Origin of the sequence: Halobacterium sp. NMX12-1, assembly GCF_040435975.1 — an archaeon.
Classification (GTDB): Archaea; Halobacteriota; Halobacteria; order Halobacteriales; family Halobacteriaceae; genus Halobacterium; species Halobacterium hubeiense.
This window is the reverse complement of record NZ_CP159204.1, coordinates 1,418,214-1,440,814: the sequence shown is the minus strand read 5'-3', so window position 1 is coordinate 1,440,814 and position 22,601 is coordinate 1,418,214. Positions and strand designations below refer to the sequence as shown.

Annotated in this window: 21 protein-coding genes and 1 tRNA gene; 14 read left to right on the top strand and 8 right to left on the bottom strand. The window is 69.5% G+C overall.

All coding sequences use genetic code 11. From position 1 onward, the window contains the following. The first annotated feature begins 48 nt into the window (after nt 1–48). Nucleotides 49–1,320 (top strand): Tat pathway signal protein, encoded by a 1,272-nt coding sequence (locus ABSL23_RS09115; protein WP_353633491.1) that lies wholly within the window; start codon nt 49–51, stop codon nt 1,318–1,320. Then, entirely contained in the window at nt 1,313–2,380 is a 1,068-nt protein-coding gene (locus ABSL23_RS09110) for an iron transporter (protein ID WP_353633490.1), read from the top strand. Before ABSL23_RS09115 ends, ABSL23_RS09110 begins: the two co-directional genes overlap by 8 nt. A gap of 23 nt (nt 2,381–2,403) precedes the next feature. On the opposite strand, the gene ABSL23_RS09105 is transcribed toward ABSL23_RS09110, so the two are convergent. Together ABSL23_RS09105 and ABSL23_RS09100 are read right to left on the bottom strand one after the other, a co-directional pair. Continuing rightward, a complete protein-coding gene (locus ABSL23_RS09105; RefSeq protein ID WP_353633489.1) occupies nt 2,404–2,760 on the bottom strand; it encodes a type II toxin-antitoxin system PemK/MazF family toxin in 357 nt (118 codons plus the stop codon). Next, complete coding sequence (locus ABSL23_RS09100) at nt 2,757–3,128, bottom strand: helix-turn-helix domain-containing protein (protein WP_059056303.1); 372 nt, start codon at nt 3,126–3,128, stop codon at nt 2,757–2,759. Before ABSL23_RS09100 ends, ABSL23_RS09105 begins: the two co-directional genes overlap by 4 nt. A gap of 111 nt (nt 3,129–3,239) precedes the next feature. Between ABSL23_RS09100 and hpt the strand changes: the two genes are divergently transcribed. The 7 genes from hpt to ABSL23_RS09065 all read left to right on the top strand — a co-directional run bounded on the left by hpt (nt 3,240) and on the right by ABSL23_RS09065 (nt 11,016). After that, complete coding sequence (gene hpt, locus ABSL23_RS09095; RefSeq protein WP_353633488.1) at nt 3,240–3,806, top strand: hypoxanthine/guanine phosphoribosyltransferase; 567 nt, start codon at nt 3,240–3,242, stop codon at nt 3,804–3,806. A 75-nt stretch (nt 3,807–3,881) separates the two neighbouring features. Continuing rightward, entirely contained in the window at nt 3,882–6,782 is a 2,901-nt protein-coding gene (locus ABSL23_RS09090; RefSeq protein ID WP_353633487.1) for a type II/IV secretion system ATPase subunit, read from the top strand. Continuing rightward, a complete protein-coding gene (locus tag ABSL23_RS09085; protein ID WP_353633486.1) occupies nt 6,779–8,791 on the top strand; it encodes a type II secretion system F family protein in 2,013 nt (670 codons plus the stop codon). Before ABSL23_RS09090 ends, ABSL23_RS09085 begins: the two co-directional genes overlap by 4 nt. Before the next feature lie 22 nt (nt 8,792–8,813). Continuing rightward, nucleotides 8,814–9,230, top strand: a complete 417-nt coding sequence (locus ABSL23_RS09080; RefSeq protein ID WP_059056299.1) for a hypothetical protein — start codon at nt 8,814–8,816, stop codon at nt 9,228–9,230. Nucleotide 9,231: 1 nt separating this feature from the next. Continuing rightward, entirely contained in the window at nt 9,232–9,837 is a 606-nt protein-coding gene (locus ABSL23_RS09075; RefSeq protein WP_353633485.1) for a hypothetical protein, read from the top strand. Then, nucleotides 9,825–10,280, top strand: a complete 456-nt coding sequence (locus ABSL23_RS09070) for a hypothetical protein (protein WP_143416408.1) — start codon at nt 9,825–9,827, stop codon at nt 10,278–10,280. Before ABSL23_RS09075 ends, ABSL23_RS09070 begins: the two co-directional genes overlap by 13 nt. Further along, nucleotides 10,273–11,016, top strand: a complete 744-nt coding sequence (locus ABSL23_RS09065; RefSeq protein WP_353633484.1) for a hypothetical protein — start codon at nt 10,273–10,275, stop codon at nt 11,014–11,016. Before ABSL23_RS09070 ends, ABSL23_RS09065 begins: the two co-directional genes overlap by 8 nt. Here ABSL23_RS09065 and ABSL23_RS09060 read toward each other — a convergent pair whose 3' ends face one another. The 4 genes from ABSL23_RS09060 to ABSL23_RS09045 form a co-directional block, all read right to left on the bottom strand. Further along, nucleotides 11,017–12,327: a hypothetical protein gene (locus ABSL23_RS09060; protein ID WP_353633483.1), complete on the bottom strand. Its 1,311-nt coding sequence runs from the start codon at nt 12,325–12,327 to the stop codon at nt 11,017–11,019. An 82-nt stretch (nt 12,328–12,409) separates the two neighbouring features. After that, the gene (locus ABSL23_RS09055) at nt 12,410–14,014 is read right to left on the bottom strand and encodes a long-chain-fatty-acid--CoA ligase (RefSeq protein WP_353633482.1); all 1,605 of its coding nucleotides are present in this window, start codon (nt 14,012–14,014) and stop codon (nt 12,410–12,412) included. 265 nt (nt 14,015–14,279) lie between these two features. After that, nucleotides 14,280–14,352: transfer RNA gene (locus tag ABSL23_RS09050), tRNA-Arg, on the bottom strand. Nucleotides 14,353–14,392: 40 nt separating this feature from the next. Next, nucleotides 14,393–14,683 (bottom strand): twin-arginine translocase TatA/TatE family subunit, encoded by a 291-nt coding sequence (locus tag ABSL23_RS09045; protein ID WP_059056293.1) that lies wholly within the window; start codon nt 14,681–14,683, stop codon nt 14,393–14,395. A gap of 189 nt (nt 14,684–14,872) precedes the next feature. On the opposite strand from ABSL23_RS09045, the gene ABSL23_RS09040 reads away from it, so the two are divergent. Both ABSL23_RS09040 and ABSL23_RS09035 read left to right on the top strand, forming a co-directional pair. Next, nucleotides 14,873–15,685, top strand: coding sequence for an HD domain-containing protein (locus ABSL23_RS09040; protein WP_353633481.1), 813 nt, complete (start codon nt 14,873–14,875; stop codon nt 15,683–15,685). Between the two features lie 50 nt (nt 15,686–15,735). Continuing rightward, entirely contained in the window at nt 15,736–17,400 is a 1,665-nt protein-coding gene (locus ABSL23_RS09035) for a GAF domain-containing protein (protein WP_353633480.1), read from the top strand. Here the strand turns inward: ABSL23_RS09035 and ABSL23_RS09030 are convergent. After that, a complete protein-coding gene (locus tag ABSL23_RS09030) occupies nt 17,365–18,393 on the bottom strand; it encodes an LLM class flavin-dependent oxidoreductase (protein ID WP_353633479.1) in 1,029 nt (342 codons plus the stop codon). The genes ABSL23_RS09035 and ABSL23_RS09030 overlap by 36 nt on opposite strands. Before the next feature lie 96 nt (nt 18,394–18,489). On the opposite strand from ABSL23_RS09030, the gene ABSL23_RS09025 reads away from it, so the two are divergent. The 3 genes from ABSL23_RS09025 to ABSL23_RS09015 all read left to right on the top strand — a co-directional run bounded on the left by ABSL23_RS09025 (nt 18,490) and on the right by ABSL23_RS09015 (nt 21,348). Next, nucleotides 18,490–19,611 carry a pyridoxal phosphate-dependent aminotransferase gene (locus tag ABSL23_RS09025; RefSeq protein ID WP_353633478.1) on the top strand — a complete coding sequence of 374 codons (1,122 nt, stop codon included), beginning with the start codon at nt 18,490–18,492 and terminating at the stop codon, nt 19,609–19,611. Nucleotides 19,612–19,677: 66 nt separating this feature from the next. Beyond that, the gene (locus ABSL23_RS09020; protein WP_353633477.1) at nt 19,678–20,529 is read left to right on the top strand and encodes a UbiA family prenyltransferase; all 852 of its coding nucleotides are present in this window, start codon (nt 19,678–19,680) and stop codon (nt 20,527–20,529) included. Nucleotides 20,530–20,571: 42 nt separating this feature from the next. Then, complete coding sequence (locus ABSL23_RS09015; RefSeq protein WP_353633476.1) at nt 20,572–21,348, top strand: class I SAM-dependent methyltransferase; 777 nt, start codon at nt 20,572–20,574, stop codon at nt 21,346–21,348. On the opposite strand, the gene ABSL23_RS09010 is transcribed toward ABSL23_RS09015, so the two are convergent. Further along, the gene (locus tag ABSL23_RS09010) at nt 21,349–22,530 is read right to left on the bottom strand and encodes a redox-regulated ATPase YchF (RefSeq protein WP_353633475.1); all 1,182 of its coding nucleotides are present in this window, start codon (nt 22,528–22,530) and stop codon (nt 21,349–21,351) included. Nucleotides 22,531–22,601: the final 71 nt, after the last annotated feature.

Here is a 22,601-nt window from a genome sequence, read left to right as displayed (position 1 = left end):
GACGCCCGCACCAGAACGGCTTTTCGCGTGAAGGCCTAGCCCTCGCGTATGCTCCCGGACTCCCGCGGCGTGAGCCGCCGCGCGTTCCTCAAGTCCGCGGTCGCCATCGGCGGCGCGAGCGCGCTCGCCGCCTGCGTGGACCGCGAGGACGCCGACATTCCGGCCGGCGTGGACGACCCCGCGTCGCTGCCCGAGCGCCAGCACGCGTGGAACGACGCCCTCTCGCGGGACGACGCGGGGAACGCGCTGCCGCCGCGCCACCACGCGCTCGTCCACCTCGACCTCGACGGCGAACCCACCGACGAGGCCCGCGAGACCGTCGAAACCGCGCTCCGCGCGCTCGAACGCGCCTACGAGCGGTCGAACGACGGCCTGCTGTTCACACTCGGCTACTCGCCGGCGTACTTTCGACGCTTCGACGCCGAACTCCCCGACGCCGTGGACCTCCCGGAGCCGCGGCCGCTCTCGGACCTCGAAGACCCCGCGCTGGACGACCCCGACGCGCTCCTCCACCTCGCCAGCGACCACGCCAGCGCCGTCCTCGAAGCCGAGGAAGCGATGCGCGGCAACCGCGAGACCGCCAACGGCGTCGAAGTCAAGGCCGCGCTCACCGAGGCGTTCACGGTCGCAGACCGGCGCTCCGGGTTCGTCGGCGAGGGGCTGCCGGCGGAGAATCAGGACACCGGCGGCGTCCCCGACTCCGAGCCCGTGCCCGAGGACGCGCCGCTGTACATGGGTTTCAAGTCGGACTTCGAGAAGAGTCAGGCGACCGAGGACCGCGTCACCATCCAGTCGGGGCCGTTCGCGGGCGGCACCACCCAGCACGTCTCCCACATCGACCTGAACCTCACGCAGTGGTACGAGCAGGACGACAGGGAGTCCCGCGTCGCGCAGATGTTCTGTCCCGCGCACGCCGACAGCGGCGCGGTCGAGGGAACGGGCGAGAACCTCGGCGACAGCCCCCAGCTCGGCGGCTGTGGCGACCCCGTGGAGACGGGTAGCGAGCGCGGCGTCGTCGGCCACGGCCAGAAGCTCCAGCGCGTCCGCGAGGACGGCCGCCCGGTCATCCTCCGGCGGGACTTCGACTCGACGGACGGCGGGCGCGCGGGCGTGCACTTCCTCGCGCTCCAGCGCGAAATCGCGGACTTCGAGCGCACCCGCGAGGCGATGAACGCCACCGACGTCAGCGGCGAGACGCCGGTCGGGCGCACGCAGAACAACGGCATCCGCCAGTACCTCTCGGTCACCCACCGCGGCAACTACCTGCTGCCGCCGCGGTCGAAGCGCGCGCTCCCCACCCCGGAGGGCGGCGATGCGTAAGCCGAGCCGGCGCGCGTTCCTCGCGGCCGCGGGCGCTACCGGGCTCGGCGCGACCGCGGGCTGTCTGGGCTTCCTCGAAACCGAGCGGGCGACCCGCGAGCCGCCGCTCCCCGAGAACCGCCCCGAGGCCGCCTACGTCCCCTCGCACGTCGAGGGGATGGAGATGGCGGGGATGCAGACCAGCGGCCGGTACGCGTGCGCGCTCACCTACACGTTCCCGCACCGCTTCTGGCTGGTGCGCACGACGGACACCGACCGCGTGAACGTCCGCGGCGAGGACGACGTGCACCTGATGGTCGCCGTCTGGGACACGGAAACCGGAACGGTGCTACCGGAAGCGAACGTCGAAATCGAGCACACCGGCCCGGAGGACGAGACGTCGTCGGTGACGCCGTGGCAGATGCTCTCCCAGCAGATGGGCGTCCACCACGGCGACAACGTCGCGCTCGGCCCGGAGGGAAACTACGACGTGACCGTGCGCGTCGTCCCGCCGACCACGCGCCGGTCGAGCGGCGAGTCGGTCGCCACGGACCCCGTGGAGTTCGACTTCTCGTTCACGTTCGACCGCAGCGCGCTCGACGACCTCCCGTTCGAGGACATCCCCGCCGACCGCGAGGGCACGGAAGGCGCCGTCGACCCGATGGACATGGAGAGCGCGACGCTCTCGCAGGTGCCTCCGGATGACTCGTTCCCGATTCAGGCCCTCGGGAGCGGCGAGACGGGCGGCGCGAAGCTGGTCGTCGGAACCACGAGCGAGTTCGGCGACCTCGCGGCCGGCGACGACGAGACGTACGTGGCGGCGTCGCTGCGCACGCCGCACAACCGGTTCGCGCTCCCGAGCGCGTCGCTGTCCGCGACCGCCGACGCGGGCGGCGAGCGCGTCTTCGACGGCGACCTCGTGCCGACGCTCGACGCAGACCTCGGCTACCACTACGGCGCGGTCGTCTCCGCGGGCGAGGAAATCGAGAACGCGACCGTGAGCGTGGAGACGCCCCCGCAGATTTCGCGCCACGAGGGCTACGAGACGGCGTTCTTCGACTTCTCGGACGTGTCGGTCTGAGCGGCGAATCGACAGCCCGGTAGCTACTGGCGGAGTTCGTCGACCAGTGACGCGACGGCGTCGTCGACGAGGCGTTGCGTCAGCCGTCCTTGCCAGAACGCGATGTCGTCGGAACTGAGCGATTGGACGCCCCACGGGACGATGCGGCTCTGTTCGGGCGTTCCACCACGTATCCAGTCGTCGTCCGGGATTTCGAGGAGCCCGTCCAGCCACGACTTCGTCGTCAGCGTGACTGCGATGTACTGTTCGCCGTGGAACGGTCGGTCCTCGTGATTCGAGAGGACGAGCCACGGGCGCGCCTGCTTGTCACCGTCGAACGGGTCGGCGCCGTAGACGACGTCGCCCGGTTCGAAAGTCGGCGTCGGTTCCTCGTCGCTCACTGTTCGTCGTCGACGCTCGGGTGCGCTCCCTCGGGCGACTGCTCGCGCCAAGCGTCCGCGTTCTCCTCGCCGAGTTGCTCGTTGAACAGCGAGGTCGCGCGCTCGTAGCCGTCGTACGCCGCGAGTCGCTGCTCGTCGTCGGTGACCGCCCAGTAGGTCGCCTTGTGTTCGACGAGGTCGCGGTCCTTGAGCCGCGTGAGGGCGGTACTGACCGCTCCGTCGTCGAGTTCGAGGCGAGCGGCAATCTCGCTCGCTTCAAACGCGTGGCCGTCGTGGCTCGCGAGGAAGCCGAGGACGCGCTCGGGAACGGACAGTCCCGCGAGTTCGTCCTCGCTCGCGTTCTCGAAGGTTTCGCGGTCGATGGACATCTCGGGTGGACGTAGGGTCTCCACCGCAAAGAGCGTTAGTGGTGAAATCAGCGTAATTGCTGAAAATACACGAACCCCGCATCCTTTTGGCTCGACGGGCGAACGCGGGGTATGGAGCGGTTACGCGAGTCCTTCCAGCGAGCACCCGTCATCGAGAAAGAGGGCGGCTACGAGTACGTCGTCCTCCCGATTAGCAACGGCGTGCCGATGCTCGACCCCGCGCTGTTGCGGGAAGTCGTCGTCGGCATCACGCGGGTGGCGGACCTCGAAGGCGTGGACAAAATCGTGACCCCGGAGGCGATGGGCATCCACATCTCCACGGCCGTGAGCCTGCAGACGGACCTCCCGGTGACCGTCGTGCGCAAGCGCGAGTACGGCCTCCCGGGCGAGGTCGAAATCCACCAGGAGACGGGCTACTCGGAGGGTGAGATGTACGTCAACGACGTCGAGGCGGGCGACCGCGTGCTCGTGCTCGACGACCTGCTGTCGACGGGCGGCACGCTGCGCGCGCTCACCGAGGCTCTCGACGACATCGGCGCGGAAATCGCGGACGTCGTGGTGGTCATCCGGAAGGTCGGCTCGGAGAGCGCGATGGCCGACTCACCCCACGACGTGACGGCGCTGGTGGACATCGAGGTGTCGGACGGCGAGGTCACCGTGGTGGACGAGTACCGGTAGCGGCCGCCGGTTCGTGTCAAGGAGCGTGGTAATTGGTCGCAAGGGTTTTTGACGCTGCCCGGCCAGTACCAGCCAATGGCAGGCGACGATGCCGAAGCCGGCGGGGCGACGACCGGCGGCGGCACCGACGGCACACCAGCGGAGGGCACACCGGGGGCGCGGAACCGCGACTACGACTGGAGCGACCTCGCGCCCGCGGTCCGCGAGTACGACGTCGGCGCGACGGTCGGCGACTACTCCTGGGTGGACTATCTGGAGGAGTACGGCGACGACGACGCCGCCGACCGCGTCCGACAGCGCCGCGAGCGCGCGAGACACGAGCTCGCGGCCGCCGACGCGGGCAGGAGGGAGACCGTCGAGCCGCCGTACCCCGAGTGGGACGAACTCGGCGCGGACCCGCCGGAGCCGAAGTGGGACGCCGTCGAGGCCGACCCGAGCGGCGACCTCGGGTTCGACCCCGACGAGAAGGGCGACGTGCTCGCGACGGCGGCGCGGCGCGCGAGCAACTTCCACGACTACTTCGACGAGTTCACCGACCCCGAGACGACGCCGGTCGCGAAAGACGAGTGGATGTGGGAGCACTTCAAGCGCGAGTACTACTACGTCGGCGACAACGACTGGACGAGACCGCGCGACGACGACGGCGAAATCGTCCGCTTCGACCCCGTGGAGCACCTCGGCTTCGCCCCGGAGAACGTCGAGAACTGGCTGTCCGTGAAAGACGACGCCGCCGACAAGATGCTCGACCTCGAAGACGAGCGCACGGTCGACATTCACGAGGACATCGACGAGGACGCGTTCTTCTCGACTATCGAGGGGAAGACGACCATCGCGAACCGCTACGACCTGGAGAAGGCGGTGCCGATGGAGAAGAAGCGGCACTTCCGGGAGGTCGAGCGCTACTGGGTGAACAAGCCGTACGCGTTCGTCGTCATCTTCCACTCCGACCGCGAGAACGAGAAGAAGTACTACCTCGTGGAGCCCTACCGGAACCCCATCGAGGAGGACCTCCAGGAGTTCCTCACGGAGAAGCTCCGGACCGCCATCAAGTACGCCAGCGACGACGTTGCGGCCGCCGGCGACGAGGCCGAGCGCCGCGGCGTCATCGAGCGCGAGACGCGGAAACTGCTGGAGCGCTACGACCTCTACGACGGCCCGGTGGGGCGCGAGCAGTCGCTCGTCGACAAACTGCTGGCGGCCGTCGGGCGCGGGGGGCCGCCGGTCGAACCCGACGACACCCACCTCGACGGCATCATGGCGCGCCCCGAGCCCGCGGTGCTCGCGGAGGACCCGGACGCGCTCACGCAGTACCAGGTGGAGACCCTGCTGTACGTCCTCCAGCGGAACTTCATCGGCTACGAGCGCATCGACGGCATCAAGCACGACATCAACGTCGAGGACATCTCCTGCGACGGCTACGACTCGCCGGTGTTCGTCTACCACACCGACTACGAGAACCTCATCACGAACGTCTACCACGGCCGCGAGAGCTTAGACGACTTCGTGGTGAAGCTCGCGCAGCGCTCCGGGAAGGGCATCTCGAAGCGCCAGCCGCAGGTGGACGCCACGCTCCGGGACGGCTCGCGCGCCCAGCTGACGCTCGGACAGGAGGTCAGCGACCACGGCACCAACTACACCATCCGCCAGTTCAAGGACGTGCCGTTCACGCCCGTGGACCTCATCAACTGGCAGACGTTCAGCCTCGACGAGATGGCGTTCCTCTGGCTGTGCATCGAGTCCCACAAGAGCCTCGTGTTCGCGGGCGGCACCGCGTCCGGGAAGACCACGAGCCTGAACGCCGTCTCGCTGTTCATCCCGAGCAACGCGAAAATCGTCTCCATCGAGGACACCCGCGAGGTCGAACTCCCCCAGCGCAACTGGATTGCGTCGGTCACGCGCCCGAGCTTCGGCGAGGACGAGACCGGCGACATCGACGAGTTCGACCTGCTGGAGGCCGCGCTCCGCCAGCGCCCCGACTACATCGTGATGGGCGAGGTGCGCGGCGAGGAGGGCCGCACGCTCTTCCAGGTGATGAGCACCGGCCACACCACGTACACGACGTTCCACGCGGACAACGTCGGCGAGGTCCTCAAGCGCTTCACCACCGAACCCATCAACGTCTCGAAGACGCTGTTCACCGCGCTGGACCTCGTGAGCGTGCAGTCCCAGACGCGGGTGCGCGGACAGAAGGTCCGCCGCAACCGCTCGATTACCGAGATCAACCGCTACGATCCGGAAAACGACGAAATCAACGTCAACGACGTCTTCCAGTGGGAGCCCGAGGACGACTCCTACCGACAGACCGCGGACTCCTCGACGCTGGAGGACATCAAGTTCGACCGCGGCTGGACGCAGATGGAACTGGACCGCCAACTGCAGGAGCGCCGCGTCCTGCTGGCGTACCTCATCGAGCAGGGGCTCAACGAGTACGCGCAGGTCGCCGCGACCGCGCAGGCGTACATCAACGACCCCGAGACAATCCTCACGCTCGTCGCCAACGGCCGACTGGAGGACGCCTTAGAGGACCTCCGCGGGATGGAGAGCGTGCTCATCGACGTCGACCCCGACAAGGAGGCGATGGTCCCGCGCCCGGACCCCTCCGAGAGCGTGCTCGAAGAGGCCGAGGACATCCTCGAAACCGCCCGCGAGGAGGGCGGCGTGCTCGCGGAGTTCGAGGGCGAGTCCGCGGACTCGCTGGCGACCGCGCTCACGCCCGACGCCGCCGACGAGGACGTGGTCGCGGACACCCGCGGACTGGACGCCGACGACCTCGAAGCCGCCATCGAGGAAGTGACCGACGCCGAGTTCGCGCCCGGCAGCGAGCGAAGCGACGCGGAACGTGAGAGGACGGACCCGTTCGCGGGTGACGACCTCGAACCCGCGATAGAGCCGGTCAGCGACGCCGACGGGTTCGGGGCGTTCGAGCCCGCCGCCGGCGACGGCGACCGCGCGGAACGTGAGGAGGACGCCGAATGAGCACGGGGTCGCAGTCGTTCGGCGAGGGCGCGGACGCCGTCGCGGACGCGTTCTTCCCCGTCTACCAGTGGGCGTTCAGCGACGGCAGCGACTTCGTCGCGGACGTGGAGACGAAGCTCGCGGAAGCCCGCATGGACGACCCCGTGGAGCTGTTCGTCTCCCGCGCCATCGGCGTCGGCGTCGTCGCGGGCGTCCTCCTGTGGCTGCTCGGGCTCGGGCTCGGCTACGGCCTCTTCTACACCGGGCTCGTGGAGACGGAGACGCTCATCGGCGTCCCCGTTCCGAACGAGACGCTTTTGGCCATCGTACAGGCGCTGAAGATTCCCGCGCTGGTGGTCGGTACCGGACTCCTGTTCGGGTTCGTCGGCTTCACCGTCGGGTTCGGCGGGCTGCTCTCCGTGCCGTACATGCGCTCCAGCAGCCGGGAGCGCGAGATCAACATGCTGCTGCCGGACGCCGTATCCTTCATGTACGCGCTGTCCATCGGCGGCATGAACCAACTGGAGATTCTCGAGGCGATGGCGAAGGCCGACGACACGTACGGCGAGGTCGCCATGGAGTTCCGCAGCATCGTCCAGGAGACCGAGTACTTCGACACGGACTACCGGACGGCGGTGCGGAATCGCTCGATGGAGACGCCCAGCGACGAGCTCAGCCAGTTCCTCACGGACATGCTCTCCATCATCAACTCCGGCGGGGACATGACGGAGTTCCTCTCGGACAAGAAGGACAAGCACATGCGCACCGCCAAACAGCAACAGGAGCTCACGCTCGACACGCTGGAGTTGTTCGGCGAGATGTACATGACGCTGTCGCTGTTCCCGCTGCTGCTCATCATCATCCTCGTCATCATGAGCATGCTCGGGCAGGCCCAGATGCGCCTCCTCTACGCCACCGTCTACGTGCTGACGCCAATCGTCGGGCTGGGGTTCCTCGTGCTCGTCTCCACGGTCAAGCAGGACGAAATCGGGGACGGCTACCTCGAGTTCGAGGGCGAGGACGCCGGCCGCCGCGAACCCGGCCTGCTCAGCCTCGGTCTCGTGGAGCGCTTCGTCGGCGAGTACTCGATTTTCGACCGCGTGAAGCGCCGCGAGGGCACCTACGAGACGATGCAGGTGATGCGCCACCCCGCGCGCTTCTTCCGTGACAACCCGCTGTTCACGCTCGCGTTCACCGTGCCCGTGACGCTCGTGCTCGTCGCGAACGCGTTCCTCGCGGGCCTCGCGCCGACGACGCTTGACGGCATGGTCGACGCGCCAATCTGGGGGACGTTCCTCTACGTCTACCTCCCGCTGTACCTCGTCGGGTTCCCGCTGGCGGTGTTCCGCGAGTGGAACGTGCGCTCGCGGCGCCGCATCACGAACAAGCTCTCGGACAACCTCCGGAAGCTCTCCTCCGCGAACGACACCGGGATGACGATTCTGGAGTCCATCGGCGCGGTGTCGGAGACCACCAGCGGGAAGCTCGGCGAGGAGTTCGAGACGATGTACGCGAAGGTGAACTACGGCACGAGTCTGAAGCGCGCGCTCGTCGAGTTCAACAACAAGTACCACATCCCGCGGCTCGCCCGCACGGTCAAGCTCATCACGAAGGCACAGGAGGCGTCCAGTCAGATTACGGCGGTGCTCTCGACGGCCGCCCAGGCCAGCGAGAACCAAGACGACATCGAGCGCGAGCGCCGCTCGCGGGCCCGCATGCAGGTCGTCATCATCATCATGACGTACCTCACGCTGCTGGCGGTGATGCTCATCCTCCAGGTGAAGTTCCTCGGCACGATGAGCGGGCTGGAGACCTCGACCGGGGGCGCGGGCGGCGCCGGCGGCCAGTTGAGCTTCGGCGGGGACATCGACACCGAGCTGCTGGGGATGATGTTCTTCCACGCGGTGACGATGCAGGGAGTTATCTCCGGGTTCGTCGCGGGGTACATCCGCGACGCCAGCCTGCTGTCGGGCGTGAAGTTCGCGGTCGCGCTGCCGACCGTCGCGCTCGTCGCGTTCTCGTTCGCCTGACATGTCCCGAGCACAGACCACCATGGACTTCGCCGCGGGCGTCAGCATCTTCCTCGTGACCGTGGCGTTCGCGTTCGCGTTCGTCCCCGGCATCATCACGCCGTTCGCGGATCCGGACGTCGGCGACCCCGTCTCCGCGAACCGCGTCGCCGACGACCTCGCGACCGACCGCCTCGCGTCACCGAACCACCCCTACGACCTCGACGCGGAGCGGACGGCCGCGTTCTTCGAGGACGGCGACGCCGTCGGCGAGCTGGCGATGCGCGACTACAAGTCGGTGAACGTCACGCTGACGAACACGACCGGCGACGTGGCGACCATCGACGACGTACGCGCGGCGGCCGGCCAGTCGCTTCCCGGGGACGCCGACGCCACCGTCGCGTGGCGGAGCGTCACCGTCGGCGGCGACCGCTACGAACTCGTCGTGAGGGTGTGGTAGCATGCGGGGGCAAGCGCACACGCTGGAGGGCGTCGCCGCCGCGCTGCTGGTGGTCGCGACGGTCGCGTTCACGATTCAGGCGACCGCGGTGACGCCGCTGACCGCGAGCACGGCCAGCCAGCACATCGAGACCCAACACGAGCGCGCCGCCTCCGGCCTGCTGGAGACCGAGCGCGCGAACGGCAACCTCTCGCGGACGCTGCGTTACTGGAACGGCACCGGCGCATCGTTCGCGAACGCCAGCGCCAACGGCTACTACGTCGGCGAGCCGCCGAACGCGTCGTTCCTGCTGGCCGTCGAGGAGACGTTCGGCGACCGCGCGGTCGCGTACAACGTCAACGCCTACTACGTGGACGCGAACGGCGACCGCCGCACCCGCCGGGTCGTCCACCACGGCGACCCGAGCGCGGACGCGGTGGCGGCGACGCGGCTGGTGACGCTGTACGACAACCAGTCGATCACGGAGCGCAACGGCACGCGCTTCGAGCCGACGGCGAAGACGCTCGCGGACGTCGACGACGCGACCGGCGAGCGCTACTTCGCGCCGAACGCGCCCGGCCACGCGTACGCCGTCGTCGAAGTGGAGGTGGTACTGTGGCGGATGTGAGCCTGCGCCGCGACGACCGCGGCGTCTCCACGGCGCTGGGGTACGTGTTGAACATCGGCGTCGCCGCCATCCTCGTGACGATGCTGCTGTTCTCCGCGGGGTCGCTCGTGGAGACCCAGCGCGACCGCGCCGTCGAGACCGAACTCCGCGTCGTCGGCGACCGCGTGGCGGCGGACCTCGCGGCCGCGGACACGCTCGCGCGCGCCAGCGACGGCGGCAGCGTCCGGTACGCCGTCGAAGCGCCGCCGCGCGTCGCGGGCGTCGCGTACGACGTGCGCGTCAACGAGTCCGGGAACGACACCGTCGTCCTCGACGCCGACCGCTCGGACGTCACCGTCACCGTCGAGTTCCAGACGGAGACGCCCGTCGAGAACGCGACCGTCTCGGGCGGCGACTTCGCCGTGGGCTACGACGGCGACCAACTGGAGGTCGAGGATGCGTAGCGTGCGCGTCGGCGGCGCTTCGGGCGACCGCGGGGTCAGCGACGCGCTCGGGTTCGTCCTCATCTTCGCCATCATCGTCTCCACCGTCGCGGTCGTCTACGTCGGCGGGTACGACGCGCTCACCGGCGCGCGGGACGCCCAGCAGTTCGCGAACACCGAGCGCGCGTTCGACGTCCTCGACTCCAACGTGGACGACCTCGCGGTCCGCGGCGCGCCCAGCCGCACGACGGAGGTGTTGCTGTCCGACGGCGCGCTCGGGTTCGGCGAGGAAGTCACGTTCAACGTCACGACCGCCGACAGCGGCTACTACGAGGTCACCACCAGCCCGCTCGTCTACCGCGCGGACGACGGCGACCGCCTCGTCTACTCGAACGGCGCGCTGTTCCGGGAGTACGGCGACCGCGCGGTGCTGTTCGGCGAGCCGCGCGTCTCCGCGGGCGAGCGCACGCTCGTCCCGCTGGTCGTCACGCGCGCCGCGAGCCGCGAGATTTCGACGGACGGCACGCGGCGCCTGCTCGTCAGGACCGACGTCGCCTCGCGGGACGTCGAGCGCTTCACAACGGCGACGAACCTCACCGTCGAGTCGCCACGGGCCGCCGCGTGGGAGCGATACCTTGAGGGAGAGTTGGGCGCGAACTGCGACGGCCCGGCGGAGGGACAGACCGACCGGGTCGAGTGCGCGCTCGGCGACGACGTCTACGTGCAGGCGGTCTTCGTGGACGTCGAACTCTCGTAGTCAGTCCACGGTCACGTTCACCGCGTTCTCCGTGACGTGGAGGAACGTGACGACGCGGTCGCCGGAGGAGTCGTAGACGACTTCGCCGCTGGACTCGTCCAGCTGGACGCCCGCGGAGTTGCCGTTGCCCTGCTTCTCGACGCGGAGGTCGACCGTCGGCCCCATCTCGGCGAACGCGTAGTCGACGATGGCGCCGATGGAGTCGTTGGCTATCGGCGGGTCACTGCCCTCGTAGGGAAGCGACGTGTTCCCGGTGAAGTCGAGATGCAACACCGGCTCGTCGCCGTCGCAGTCGGCGACGAACGACGTCCCCGACTCGTTCACTGCGGAGTCGTTCTCCCACGTGTGCGTCGTCCCGCCGTCCTCGTAGGTGGCGTTCACGGGCAACGGCTCGCCCTCGCAGGGCTTCCCGCGCGGGATGTGGACGCGGAACTGCTGGTCGCCGCCGTTGTCGAGGACCATCGACCAGTCCATTGGCCTGAACCCCGAGGGGTTCTTCGGGCGGAGCGTGAACGACAGCGACTCGATGGGGTCGGTCTCGGCGACGCCGCGGAGCCGCCGCGGCGTGTCGCTGAGCGTGAACTGGCCGCCGCCGCCGCGCGCGACGAGCTCCAGCTCCACGCGGTTCTGGTCGGGGAGCACGGAGACGTTCCCGCTGGTCCGCGACCGGAAGAACGACGCCCAGCCGCGGTAGTAGTCGCTCTCCACGGCGACGGTGACGGTGCCGTTCTCCAGCGGGTTCGACCGCCCCGGCCCCGGGAACACCGAGCGGTTCGACGCCGCCTCGTTGCCCGTCACGCGAGCGGTCGGCGCGCCGCCCGCGGACTGCGCGCCGCCGGTCACGCGAATCACCGGCAGCGTCAGGGTCGCGCCCTGATAGTTGAACTCCGGCGGCGACACCATCTCCGCGCCCGCGCCCCGCGAGCGCCACACGCCGCCGCCCTGGTACGCGACCTCGCTGTCGCCGTTCTGGTAGACGACCGACCCAAGGGTCGTGTCCACGTACTCGGTCGTCGTGCCGTCCTGCTGCTCGCGGACGACCACCATGCGGCCGGTGTCCGGCCGCACCTCGTAGCGGCCGCGCTCGGCGTTCGCCAGCGTCAGCGACTGGCCGTCCGACCGCCCGAGCGCCACGAGCGCGGTACGCGCGTCGAAGAGACTCATCGACTGCTCGGCGCGCTGGACCGACGACTGGTCCTGCGCCGTGTCGAGTGCGCTGCCGCCCACCGCGACGACGGCCCCGACGCCGGCGACGGTGATGGCGAGCAGCAACACCACCCCGATGGTCTCGCTCTGTCCGCGCGCGTCCATGCCCCCTCGGTTGGCTGGTGACACGCAAGAAGGTGACGGGGAACTGTCGGCGAGCGACCACGAGCGCGGCCAGCGCCGCCGACTACCCCTGTCCGACCATCGACTCCTCGTCGGCCCACTCGCGCTCGCGGAGTTCGTACTTCTGGACCTTCCCGGTGGCCGTCGTCGGCAGCTCCGCGACGAACTCGACGCGCCGCACCGCCTTGTAGGAGGCGAGGCGCTCGCGGGTGAACTCCGCGAGCTCGTCGGCGGTGACGCCCGGACTCTCGGGGTCGCCGGACGCCGGCACGACGAACGCCTTCGGCGTCTCCCCCCACTCCTCGTGCGGGGATGGAATCACGGCGGCGTCGCCCACCTCGGGGTGGTCGAAGAGGGCGTCCTCCAGCTCGATGGAGGAGATGTTCTCCCCGCCGGAGATGATGATGTCCTTCGAGCGGTCCTGGATGGCGACGAAGCCGTGCTCGTCGACGACCGCGAGGTCGCCCGTGTGGTAGTACCCCTCGACGCGGTCGTTGAACGCCTCCTCGGTCGCCTCGGGCTTGTTCCAGTAGCCGTCCATCACCTGGTTGCCGCTGACGACGATTTCCCCGATGGTTGTGTCGTCCCACGGCACGTCCTCGCCGTCCTCGTCGACGACCCGGATTTCGGTGCCGAGGAACCCGATGCCCTGTCGCTTCTGGAGCGCGTACCGGTCCTCGCCGTCGAGCAGGCGCTCGGCGCTCGACGTGGTGACCAGCGGCCCCGTCTCAGTCGCGCCGTACACGTGGACGAGGTCCCAGCCGAACTCGTCCTCGACGGTGCGAATCGTCGCCTCGGGCGGCGAGCTACCCGCGGTCGCCACCCGCACGGGCGCGTCACCGGAGGGCTCGACGTCGTGGTCCGCGTAGTAGTCCTGGAGCATGTTCAGGACCGTCGGCGCCGCACAGAGGTACGAGACGTCCTCCTCGCGGACGGTCTCGAAGATGGACGCGGCATCGACGCCCCGGGTGCAGACGTGGGTGGCGCCGGCGCCCGTGACGGCGTAGATGTGGCCCCAGCCGTTGACGTGGAACATCGGGAGTGTCCAGAGGTAGGTGTCGGTGTCCCGGACGTCTTGGTGGTAGGAGACGAGGAACGCGTGCAGCGTCTCGTTGCGGTGCGTGCGGCAGACGCCCTTCGGGTCGCCGGTCGTCCCGGACGTGTAGTTGATGGTCACCACGTCGTCCTCGCTCATCTCGGGGCGGTCGTAGTCGCCGGCGGCCGCGAGCACGTCGTCGAAGCCCTCCCAGTCGCCGTCGACGGCGTCGGCGTCGTTCGTGATGAACGTCTCCACGGGCACCTCGTCGCGGACGGCTTCGACCTTCTCGGCGTACTCGTGGTCGGCGTAGATGGCGGTGACGCCCGCGTCGTTCAGGACGTACTCGAAGTCCTCGGGGGTCAGCCGGTAGTTCAGCGGCGTGTGAATCGCGCCCGCCTGCATCGTCCCGTAGGCGGCTTCGAGGTGGTAGTGCGTGTTCGGGTCGAGGACGGCCACGTGGTCGCCCGCTTCGACGCCGCGGGCCTGCAGCGCGGCGGCGAACCGGTCGGCGCGCTCGCCGAGTTCGTCGTACGTGTACCGCTGGCCCGTCGTCGCGACGACGGCGGTCTCGTCGCCGTAGTACTCGCGGGCGCGGTCGAGGAAGTCCGTGACGAGGAGTGGTCGCTCCATACCGGACAATCATGGACGTTGATGATATTAGTTCGGGTCCGAACAGTTACTTCCCGAGAACGGCCGAAGCCGTCCTTTCTCCTCGAACGGGCAGAAAGCGGGCGCAACAGAACTGAGGAAACGGGCGCGACGGAAGTGAGGGGGGCTCGAACCGGAGGGAGACGGTCGCCTCGGTACGCTCCTCCTTGCGCGGGCGTGGCGGGAGTGAGCAAACGCTTCGCGTTTGCGAGCTACGCCACGCCCGCGAACGAGCACCGCGAGTGAGCGGGCGTGGCGGGACTCGAACCCGCGATCTAGAGGTTAGGAACCTCTCGCCGTGTCCGCTTGGCCACACGCCCTCTACGTCGAGCGAGGACGGGGCACAGAAAAACCGTTACGTTAGTTGCCGGACGGGGTCTCGGAGTCCGCGTCGCCGGTCGTCGAGTCCGTGGTGGTCTCGGTCTCTGTGGTCGTGGATTCGCCGTCGGTTTCGGGACCGTCGCGCATCTCTTGGAGTTCCTGTTCGACTTCCTCGCGGCCTTTCTGGAACTCGCCGATGGCCTCGCCGCTGGAGCGGGCGAGCTTCGGAATCTTGTTCGCGCCGAACAGGAGGACGGCGATGAGCAGGATGACTGCCCACTCCATGCCGCCCGGCAGCCCGCCGATGAACAGGGGAGTACTGGTGAACATCGCTACTCGGTGGTAGCCGGTTCGCAATTATAGGCTTTATGCTGTTCTCAGGCTCGCAGTAACGCCCAGTTCGCCCCCGGAAAACGCCGCTACGCGTCCTCGCGGGCGTTTCCGCTCGTGGCGGGTCGGCGATGCGGCGTGTCGGCCCCGTCACACGGTTTTTCACGGCGGCCCGCGAACCGTCGGAGTATGAGCGACGCCACGCAGTCCGACGCCGACCGCGAGTACGACCCCGACGCCGAGCACGCGTTCCCCGACGAGCGGCTCAACGAGGTGCTGGAGTTCGTCACCGACGACCCCGAGATTACGACGTACCTCGACGCGCAGAACGTCAACCCCGTGAAGCGGAAGGGGTACAACGACCACGGCACCAAGCACATCGAGATCGTCCGGAACCGCGCGCTGCGGCTCTACGACCTCCTGAAGCGCGGGGGCGTAGAGTTCAACGGCGCGACCGACCAAGGGCTCGACGAGGCCGACGAGGCCGTCATCGTCGCGCTGGCGGCGACGCTGCACGACATCGGGCACGTCGTCCACCGCGACGACCACGCGTACTACTCGATTCCGCTCGCGTCGGACCTGCTGGACCGCATCCTCCCCGAATTCTACGCGACCCCGGAAGCGGTGCGCGTGAAGGCCGAGGTGCTGCACGCGATTCTCTGTCACCACACCGAGGAGGACCCACTCACGACCGAGGCCGGCGTCATCCGCGTCGCCGACGGCCTCGACATGGAGCGCGGGCGGTCGCGGCTCCCCTACGAGCGCGGCGGCCGCGGCATCAACACCATCTCCAGTCAGGCCATCGACTCGGTGACCCTCGAACAGGGCGAGGAGCGCCCCGTGCTCGTGGAAATCGAGATGCGCAACGCCGCGGGCGTCTACCAGGTGGACAACCTCCTCAAAGAGAAGCTCCACAAGTCCGGCATCGAGAACGACGTCCGCATCGTCGCGCTCAACACCGGCGGCGACAGCGACCAGCTCGTCGAGCGCATCGAACTGTAGTCGGCCGGGGGTAGACTCTTATTCGAATAGCGCGTACGTCAATCGTATTCGTGTCCCTGTCGTCCCGTACCGGCGGCACCGTCATCGCGGTGTTCGGGCTCGCCCTCGCGGCGTTCCACGTGGGGACGATTAGCGCGGCGAGAGGCGAGTCGGCGGCCCACCTGCTCGCCGACGGGTTCCTCCCGCTGGTGCTGTCGGCGGCCGTCGTCGCCGCGGGCGTGCAGTTAGCGCGCTCGGAGGGGGTCGCCGACCAGTTCGTCCCGCGGGCGCTCTCGTGGGTGGCCGTCGGCGTGGTCGTGTTGGTCGCCGCGACGACGTGGCTGTACGCGACCGGCGCAGACCGGGGCGGGCTCCCGCCAAACCTCTGGTCGACGCTCGCGAACGCCGCGACGTTCGGCGGCCTCATCGGCTACCTCGTCGGCGTCTACGACGTGGGCCGCCGCCAACAGCAGGTGCGCGCCGACCAGTTGAACCGCATCAACGACACGCTCCGCATCGCCACGCGGGAGGTCGTCGCCGCGGACACCCGCGACGACCTCGAACGGCGCGTCTGCGAGCGCATCCAGCAGTCCGGCTCCTACGAGTCGGCGTGGATCGGGCGCTACGAGCCCGGGGACGACGAACTCACGCCCGTCGCGTGGGCGGGATTGGAGGACGACTACTACGAGCCGCTGGCCATCCCGCTCGACGAGGACGTCCCTGAGGGGCGTGGCGCCGGCGGGCGCGCCGTCCGCACGGGCGAGATTCAGTGCTCGCAGGACGTGTTCGCCGACCCGTCGATGGAGCCGTGGCACGACCTGTTCGCCGAGCACGGCGTCGAGTCGGTCGCGGTCGTCCCGATTACCCACGACGGCACCGTCTACGGCGTCCTGAGCGTGTACGCGAACCGCGCGTACGTCTTCGACGAGCCCGAGCGGGAGGTGCTGGCGGAGCTCGGGGAAACCATCGGGCACGCGGTCACGTCCATCGAGGCGCGCACGCAGCTGCGCCGCCGGGAGCGCGAGCTCGCCAGTCAGAACGACCGCCTGGAGGAGTTCGCCAGCGTCGTCAGCCACGACCTCCGCAACCCCCTGAACGTCGCGGAGGGGTCCGTGGAGTTGGCGCGCGCGGAGGGGGACAGCGAGGCGCTCCAGCGGGCGTCCCGCGCGCTCACGCGGATGAACGAGCTCGTCGAGGACGTGCTGGCGCTGGCGCGCAGCGGCCAGGTCGTCAGCGAGTTCGACAGCGTGGACCTCGGCGGGGTCGCCGCCGAGGCGTGGCAGACCACCGAGACCCGGGACGCGACGCTGGACGTGGCGGCGTCGCTGGGGACCGTGGCGGGCGACGAGAGCCGCATCCGCGAGCTGTTCGAGAACCTCTTCCGGAACGCCGTCGAACACGGCGGCGACGACGTCGCGGTGGAAGTCGGCGAACTCGCTGACGGGTCGGGGTTCTACGTGGCGGACGACGGCCCCGGCGTCCCCGAGAGCGACCGCGAGAACGTCTTCGACGCCGGATTCACGACGTCCCCGGACGGCACGGGGTTCGGGCTGAACATCGTCGAGAGCATCGCCGACGCCCACGGCTGGACGGTGAGCGTGACCGACAGCGAGGCGGGGGGCGCGCGCTTCGAGTTCGCGAACGCCGGAGCCGAAGACCAGTCGGGCGACGGGCGAGCCGCGGAGCCGGCGGCCGACGCGTCAGCGCGGCGTGAGGCCGACGCCGTCGGCGAGTAGCTCGTGCGAGCGGAGCGCGTCCTCGTGGTCGGCGACGACGTGCTGAATCATCACTTCGTCGACGCCCACGCGGTCCGCCAGCTGTTCTAGGAGGGAGTTCAATGTCTCGGGACTGCCGGAGATGGCGCGCGGCCACTCGTCGTCGTCCAGCGTCTCGGGCGTCGGCTCGGGGACGCCGCCGAGTTCCGCGATGGCTTCCTCGACGGACGGCGCGGTGCCGGTGACGCCGCGCTGCATCCGCTGGAAGGAGGCTTCGGCGGTCGCGCGCAGTCGCGCGGCGTCCTCGTCGGTCTCCGCGCAGACGGCGTTGACCGCGACCATGCCCTCGGGTTCGTCCACACTACCGGGCAACTGCGAGGACTGGAACGCCTCGCGGTACTGCTGGAAGGCGTGCGTGGCGAACTGCGGGCGGATGAACGCCGCGAAGCAGTACCGAAGCCCGAGCTTGCCCGCGATTTCCGCGCTGGAGGGGCTGGAGCCGAGCACCCACGGGACCGGGGGTTCGTCGCCGGAGCGCGGAATCTCGATGTCGCCGTACGCGTGCGTGTCGGGGTAGTCGTCGTAGAGGTGGGAGACGACCGCCTCGATTTTCTCGCGGTGGTCCTCGTCGGGGTTCGGGACGTGGCGCTCGGTGCCGAGCGCTTGGTCGACCGCCGGCGAGCCGTTCGCGCGCCCGAGGCCGGCGTCAACGCGGCCCGGGGCGAGAGCGTCCAGCGAGCCGAACTGCTCGGCGACCTTCAGCGGGCTGTAGTGGTTGAGGAGGACGGCGCCGGAGCCGAGCCGAATCGACTCGGTTTCGGCGGCGAGGTGGCCGAGCAACACCTCGGGGGTGGTGCCGGCGAGCGTGTCGCCCATGCCGTGGTGTTCGGCGACCCAGAAGCGCTCGTAGCCGAGTCGTTCGGCCTGCTCGGCGGCCTCGACGGTGTTCGCGTAGGCGTCCGTCGCGGTGCCGCCCTCGGGGACCGGGGAGAGGTCGACGACAGAGAGGTCCATGTTCGCCTTCGTGGACTGCGAGAGAAAACGGTTCGGCTCCCAGCAGTCCACGGGCGGACAGGAGGAATTATGGCGCCCGCCGCCCGGGTCGTTCGTATGACGGAGTTCTCCCAGCGAGTCGAAGCCATCTCCATCAGCGGCATCCGGGAAGTGTTCGAGGCGGCCGGCGAGGACGCCATCAACCTCGGGCTCGGCCAGCCCGACTTCCCGACGCCCGAGCACGCCCGGCAGGCCGCCGTGGACGCCATCGAGGCGGGCGACGCGGACGCGTACACGTCGAACCGCGGGACGCCCGAACTCGTGGACGCCATCATCCGGAAGCACGACCGCGACAACGACCTCGACGTCGCGCCGGAGGGCGTCATCGCCACGTCCGGCGGCAGCGAGGCGCTGCACCTCGCGCTGGAAGCCCACGTGGACCCCGGCGAGGAGGTCCTGTTCCCGGACCCCGGGTTCGTCTCCTACGACGCGCTGACGAAGCTCGCGGGCGGCGAGCCCGTCGGCCTGCCGCTCCGCGAGGACCTCACGCTCGACCCCGCGACCGTCGAGGAGCACATCACGGAGGACACGGCGGCGTTCGTCGTGAACTCGCCGGCGAATCCGACGGGCGCGGTGCAGTCCCCGGAGGACATGCGTGAGTTCGCGCGCATCGCCGACGAGCACGACGTGCTCTGTATCTCGGACGAGGTGTACGAGCAAATCGTCTTCGACGGCGAGCACCGCTCGCCGATGGAGTTCGCGGAGACCGACAACGTCGTCGTGGTGGGCGCGTGCTCGAAGACGTACTCGATGACGGGGTGGCGGCTGGGCTGGGTCGCCGCCAGCGAGCGCCGCGCCGAGCGGATGCTGCGCGTCCACCAGTACTCGCAGGCCTGCGCCAGCGCGCCCGCCCAGTACGCCGCCGAAGCCGCGCTCACGGGACCGCAGGACGTCGTCGACGAGATGGTCGCGGCGTTCGAACAGCGCCGCGACCTCGTGCTCGACGAACTCGAAGACATGGGCCTGGACGTGCCCAAGCCCGAGGGCGCGTTCTACGCGATGCCGAAAGTCCCCGAGGGCTGGGTCGAGGAGGTCATCGACCGCGGCGTCGTCGTCGTGCCCGGCGATGCGTTCGGCGAGCACGGCGAGGGCTACGCCCGCATCTCCTACGCCGCCGACACCGAACAGCTCCGCGAGGCGCTGGACGTGATGCGCGCGGCGACGAACGCGCTCCGGTAGCGGCCCGGTCTCGTTCTCGTGGTTCGGTCCCTGACAGTTATGCCGCCCGCGAACTATGTTACGTGTATGCACATCACGCGGCACGGGAGCGGGGGCCGCGCGACCGCTTCGGCGCTGTTCTCGCAGGTCCACCCGGTGTTCATGCTGCCGCCGCTCGCGGCGGCGGGGTTCGGCGCCGTGCTCGCGGGCGAGTTCTCGCTGGCCGTCGCGGGCGTCCACCTCGCGGCGATGTTCTTCGCCGTCTACACCGCGCACGTCAAGGACGGCTACGTGGACTTCCACGTGCGCGGCGAGGACGACGACCACCCGCTCACAGCGGCGGGCTGTCGGCTCGCCATCCGCGCCGCGTCGCTGGCCTTCTTCGCGTGCGTCGCCGGTCTCTGGTGGCTCGCCGGTCCGGGTGCCGCCGCGCTCGCGGTGCCCGCGTGGCTCATCGCGTATCACCACGCGCCGCAACTGGACACGAACCCCGTCACGACGACGACCGGCTACCCGCTCGGCATCGCCGTCGCGCTCGTCGGCGGCTACTACGCGCAGGCTGGGACGCTCGCGGTCCGCCCGCTGGCGTTCGCGGGCGTCCTGCTCGTGTTGCTCTCGGGCGTGAAGGTCGTCGACGACGCGCAGGACTACGACTACGACCGCTCCATCGACAAGCGCAGCGTCGCCGTCGTGCTCGGGAAGCCGGGCGCGCGACGGCTCGCGTACGGTCTGATGGCCGCGGCGATGGCGGGCGTGGTCGCGCTCGCCGCGCTCGCCGTCTTCCCCCCGAGCGCCGTCGTCGCGGTCGCGGCGTTCGCCGTGGTCGCGTGGTTCGCGGCGCGCGCCGACCCGACGATTGCGACGATGCTGCTCGTGCGGGGCTGTTACGTCTTCCTCGCGGTGCTCGTGGCGGCGGTGTGGTTCCGGCCGCTCGCGTAGCGAGAGCGGTGTCCTGAAGGGCGCGCGCGGCGACTGTCGGGTATGGACGCCTGGCAGGACGACGACGCGCTCGCCGACCAGTACGCGGACGCGTCGAACCTCGCCGCCCGACAGGTCTTGCACGCGCGGTTCTCGACCGCGGAGCGGTCCACCCACGAGTGGCTGTTCGACCAGTTCGACCTCCCCGCGGACGCCGTCGTGCTCTCGCTCGGTTCGGGCCACGGCGCGCTCTGGACCGCCAACGCCGACCGGATTCCCGCCGGCTGGGACGTCACCGTGACGGACACCTCCGCGGGGATGGTGATGGACGCGATGGAGGCGCTGGAGGACGTCGACCGCGAGTTCGACTTCGACGCCGTGGACGCCCGCGACATCCCCTACCCCGACGACACCTTCGACGCCGTCACCGCGCACTTCGTCCTCTCGCACCTCACGGACGCGGACCGCGAGCAGGCACTCTCGGAGATTCGGCGCGTGCTCAAGCCCGACGGGACGCTGTACGCGGCGACGACCGGGACCGACGACCTCGGCGCCGTCTACGACGCGGCCGCGGAGTACGGCGACCGGCCCGCAGACGGCGGGTTCGCGCTGGAGAACGGCGAAGCGCAGCTGCGCGGGCGGTTCGCGAGCGTCGAACGCCGCGAGTTCGAGCACGCGCTGCGAATCACGAAGCCGGAGCCGGTGGTCGCGTACCTGCTCTCGCTGCCCGGCTTCGACGGCGACGCCGCGTTCGCGCTGGAGGACGCGTTCCGCGAGCGAATCGGCGACGACGCCTTCGAGGTCGAGCGGTCCGTCGGGCTGTTCGTCGCGTCCGAGTAGCTACTTCGCGGTGGAGACGATTTTCACGACGTCGCCCTCCTCGAGTTCGTACTCCTCGCCGACCTCGCGGTTGGTCTTGGCGTTCACGGCGTGGAGGTAGCCGTCGCCGATGTCCGAGTGGACGGCGTACGCCAAATCGACTGGCGTCGAGCCGTTCTCCAGGAGGAACGCGTCCGGGAGGACGTTGCCCTTCGCGTCGGTCCACTTCGACTGGTCCTGCACGGGGTAGGCGGTGACCATGTCCAGCAGGTCGTAGACCGCGTGGTTCAGCGCCGCCTGGACGCCCGTGCCACCGTACTCGCGCATCGTCTCGTGGAGGTCGCCGAGGGCGTCGCGCTGGCCGTCGCTGACCTCACCCGTGATTTGGAAGTCCTCGTCGCCCGGGTCGTAGTCGAGGAAGCCGGCGTCGACGCCGCGGCGGAGCGCGAGTTCGCCCTGCGCGGTCGCGGGAATCACGGGCTTGTCGAGGTCGAGCAGGCGCTGGACGTTCTCGGCGGGCGCGACGTCGATCTTGTTCGCGACGACGACGATGGGTTTCGTGCGCTCGCGGACGCCGCGTGCCAGCGCCTCGCGGTCCTCCGTGGACCACTGCACGGGGTCCTCGGAGTAGTCCATCCCGCGGAGCACGGCGGCGACGTCGTACTCGGTCGCGCCGAACCCCGTCATCAGGTCCGTCACGGCCTCCTCGATGTCGAAGCCGGGACTCCGGGACTGGCGCTCGACGGTCTCCCAGTTGCGGTCGACGATGCCCGCCAACCAGAGGTCCATCTCCTCCTCGATGAAGTCGATGTCCTCGATTGGGTCGTGGGCGCCGACTTCGACGGGCTCGCCCTCCTCGTTGGTCGCGCCCGCGGCGTCCACGACGTTCACGATGACGTCCGCGTTCGTGAGCTCGTCGAGGAACTGGTTGCCGAGGCCGCGCCCCTCGTGAGCGCCCGGGACGAGCCCCGCGACGTCCAGCAGTTCGACGGGGACGTAGCGCTTGCCGTCGTGGCAGTGCTCGTGGCCGCAGCGCTCCTCCCGAGTGAGGCACGGGCACTCCGTGCGGGCGTGCGTGATGCCGCGGTTCGCGTCGATGGTGGTGAACGGGTAGTTCGCGACGTCCACCTCCGAGCGCGTCGCCGCGGTGTAGAACGTCGACTTGCCGGCGTTCGGCTTCCCGGCAAGCGCGATAGAGAGCATACCACGGGGTAGCGCGAGCGCGGAAGAATGGCTTTCGGTCCCGCGACCCACCACAAGGGATATTCGGCGCC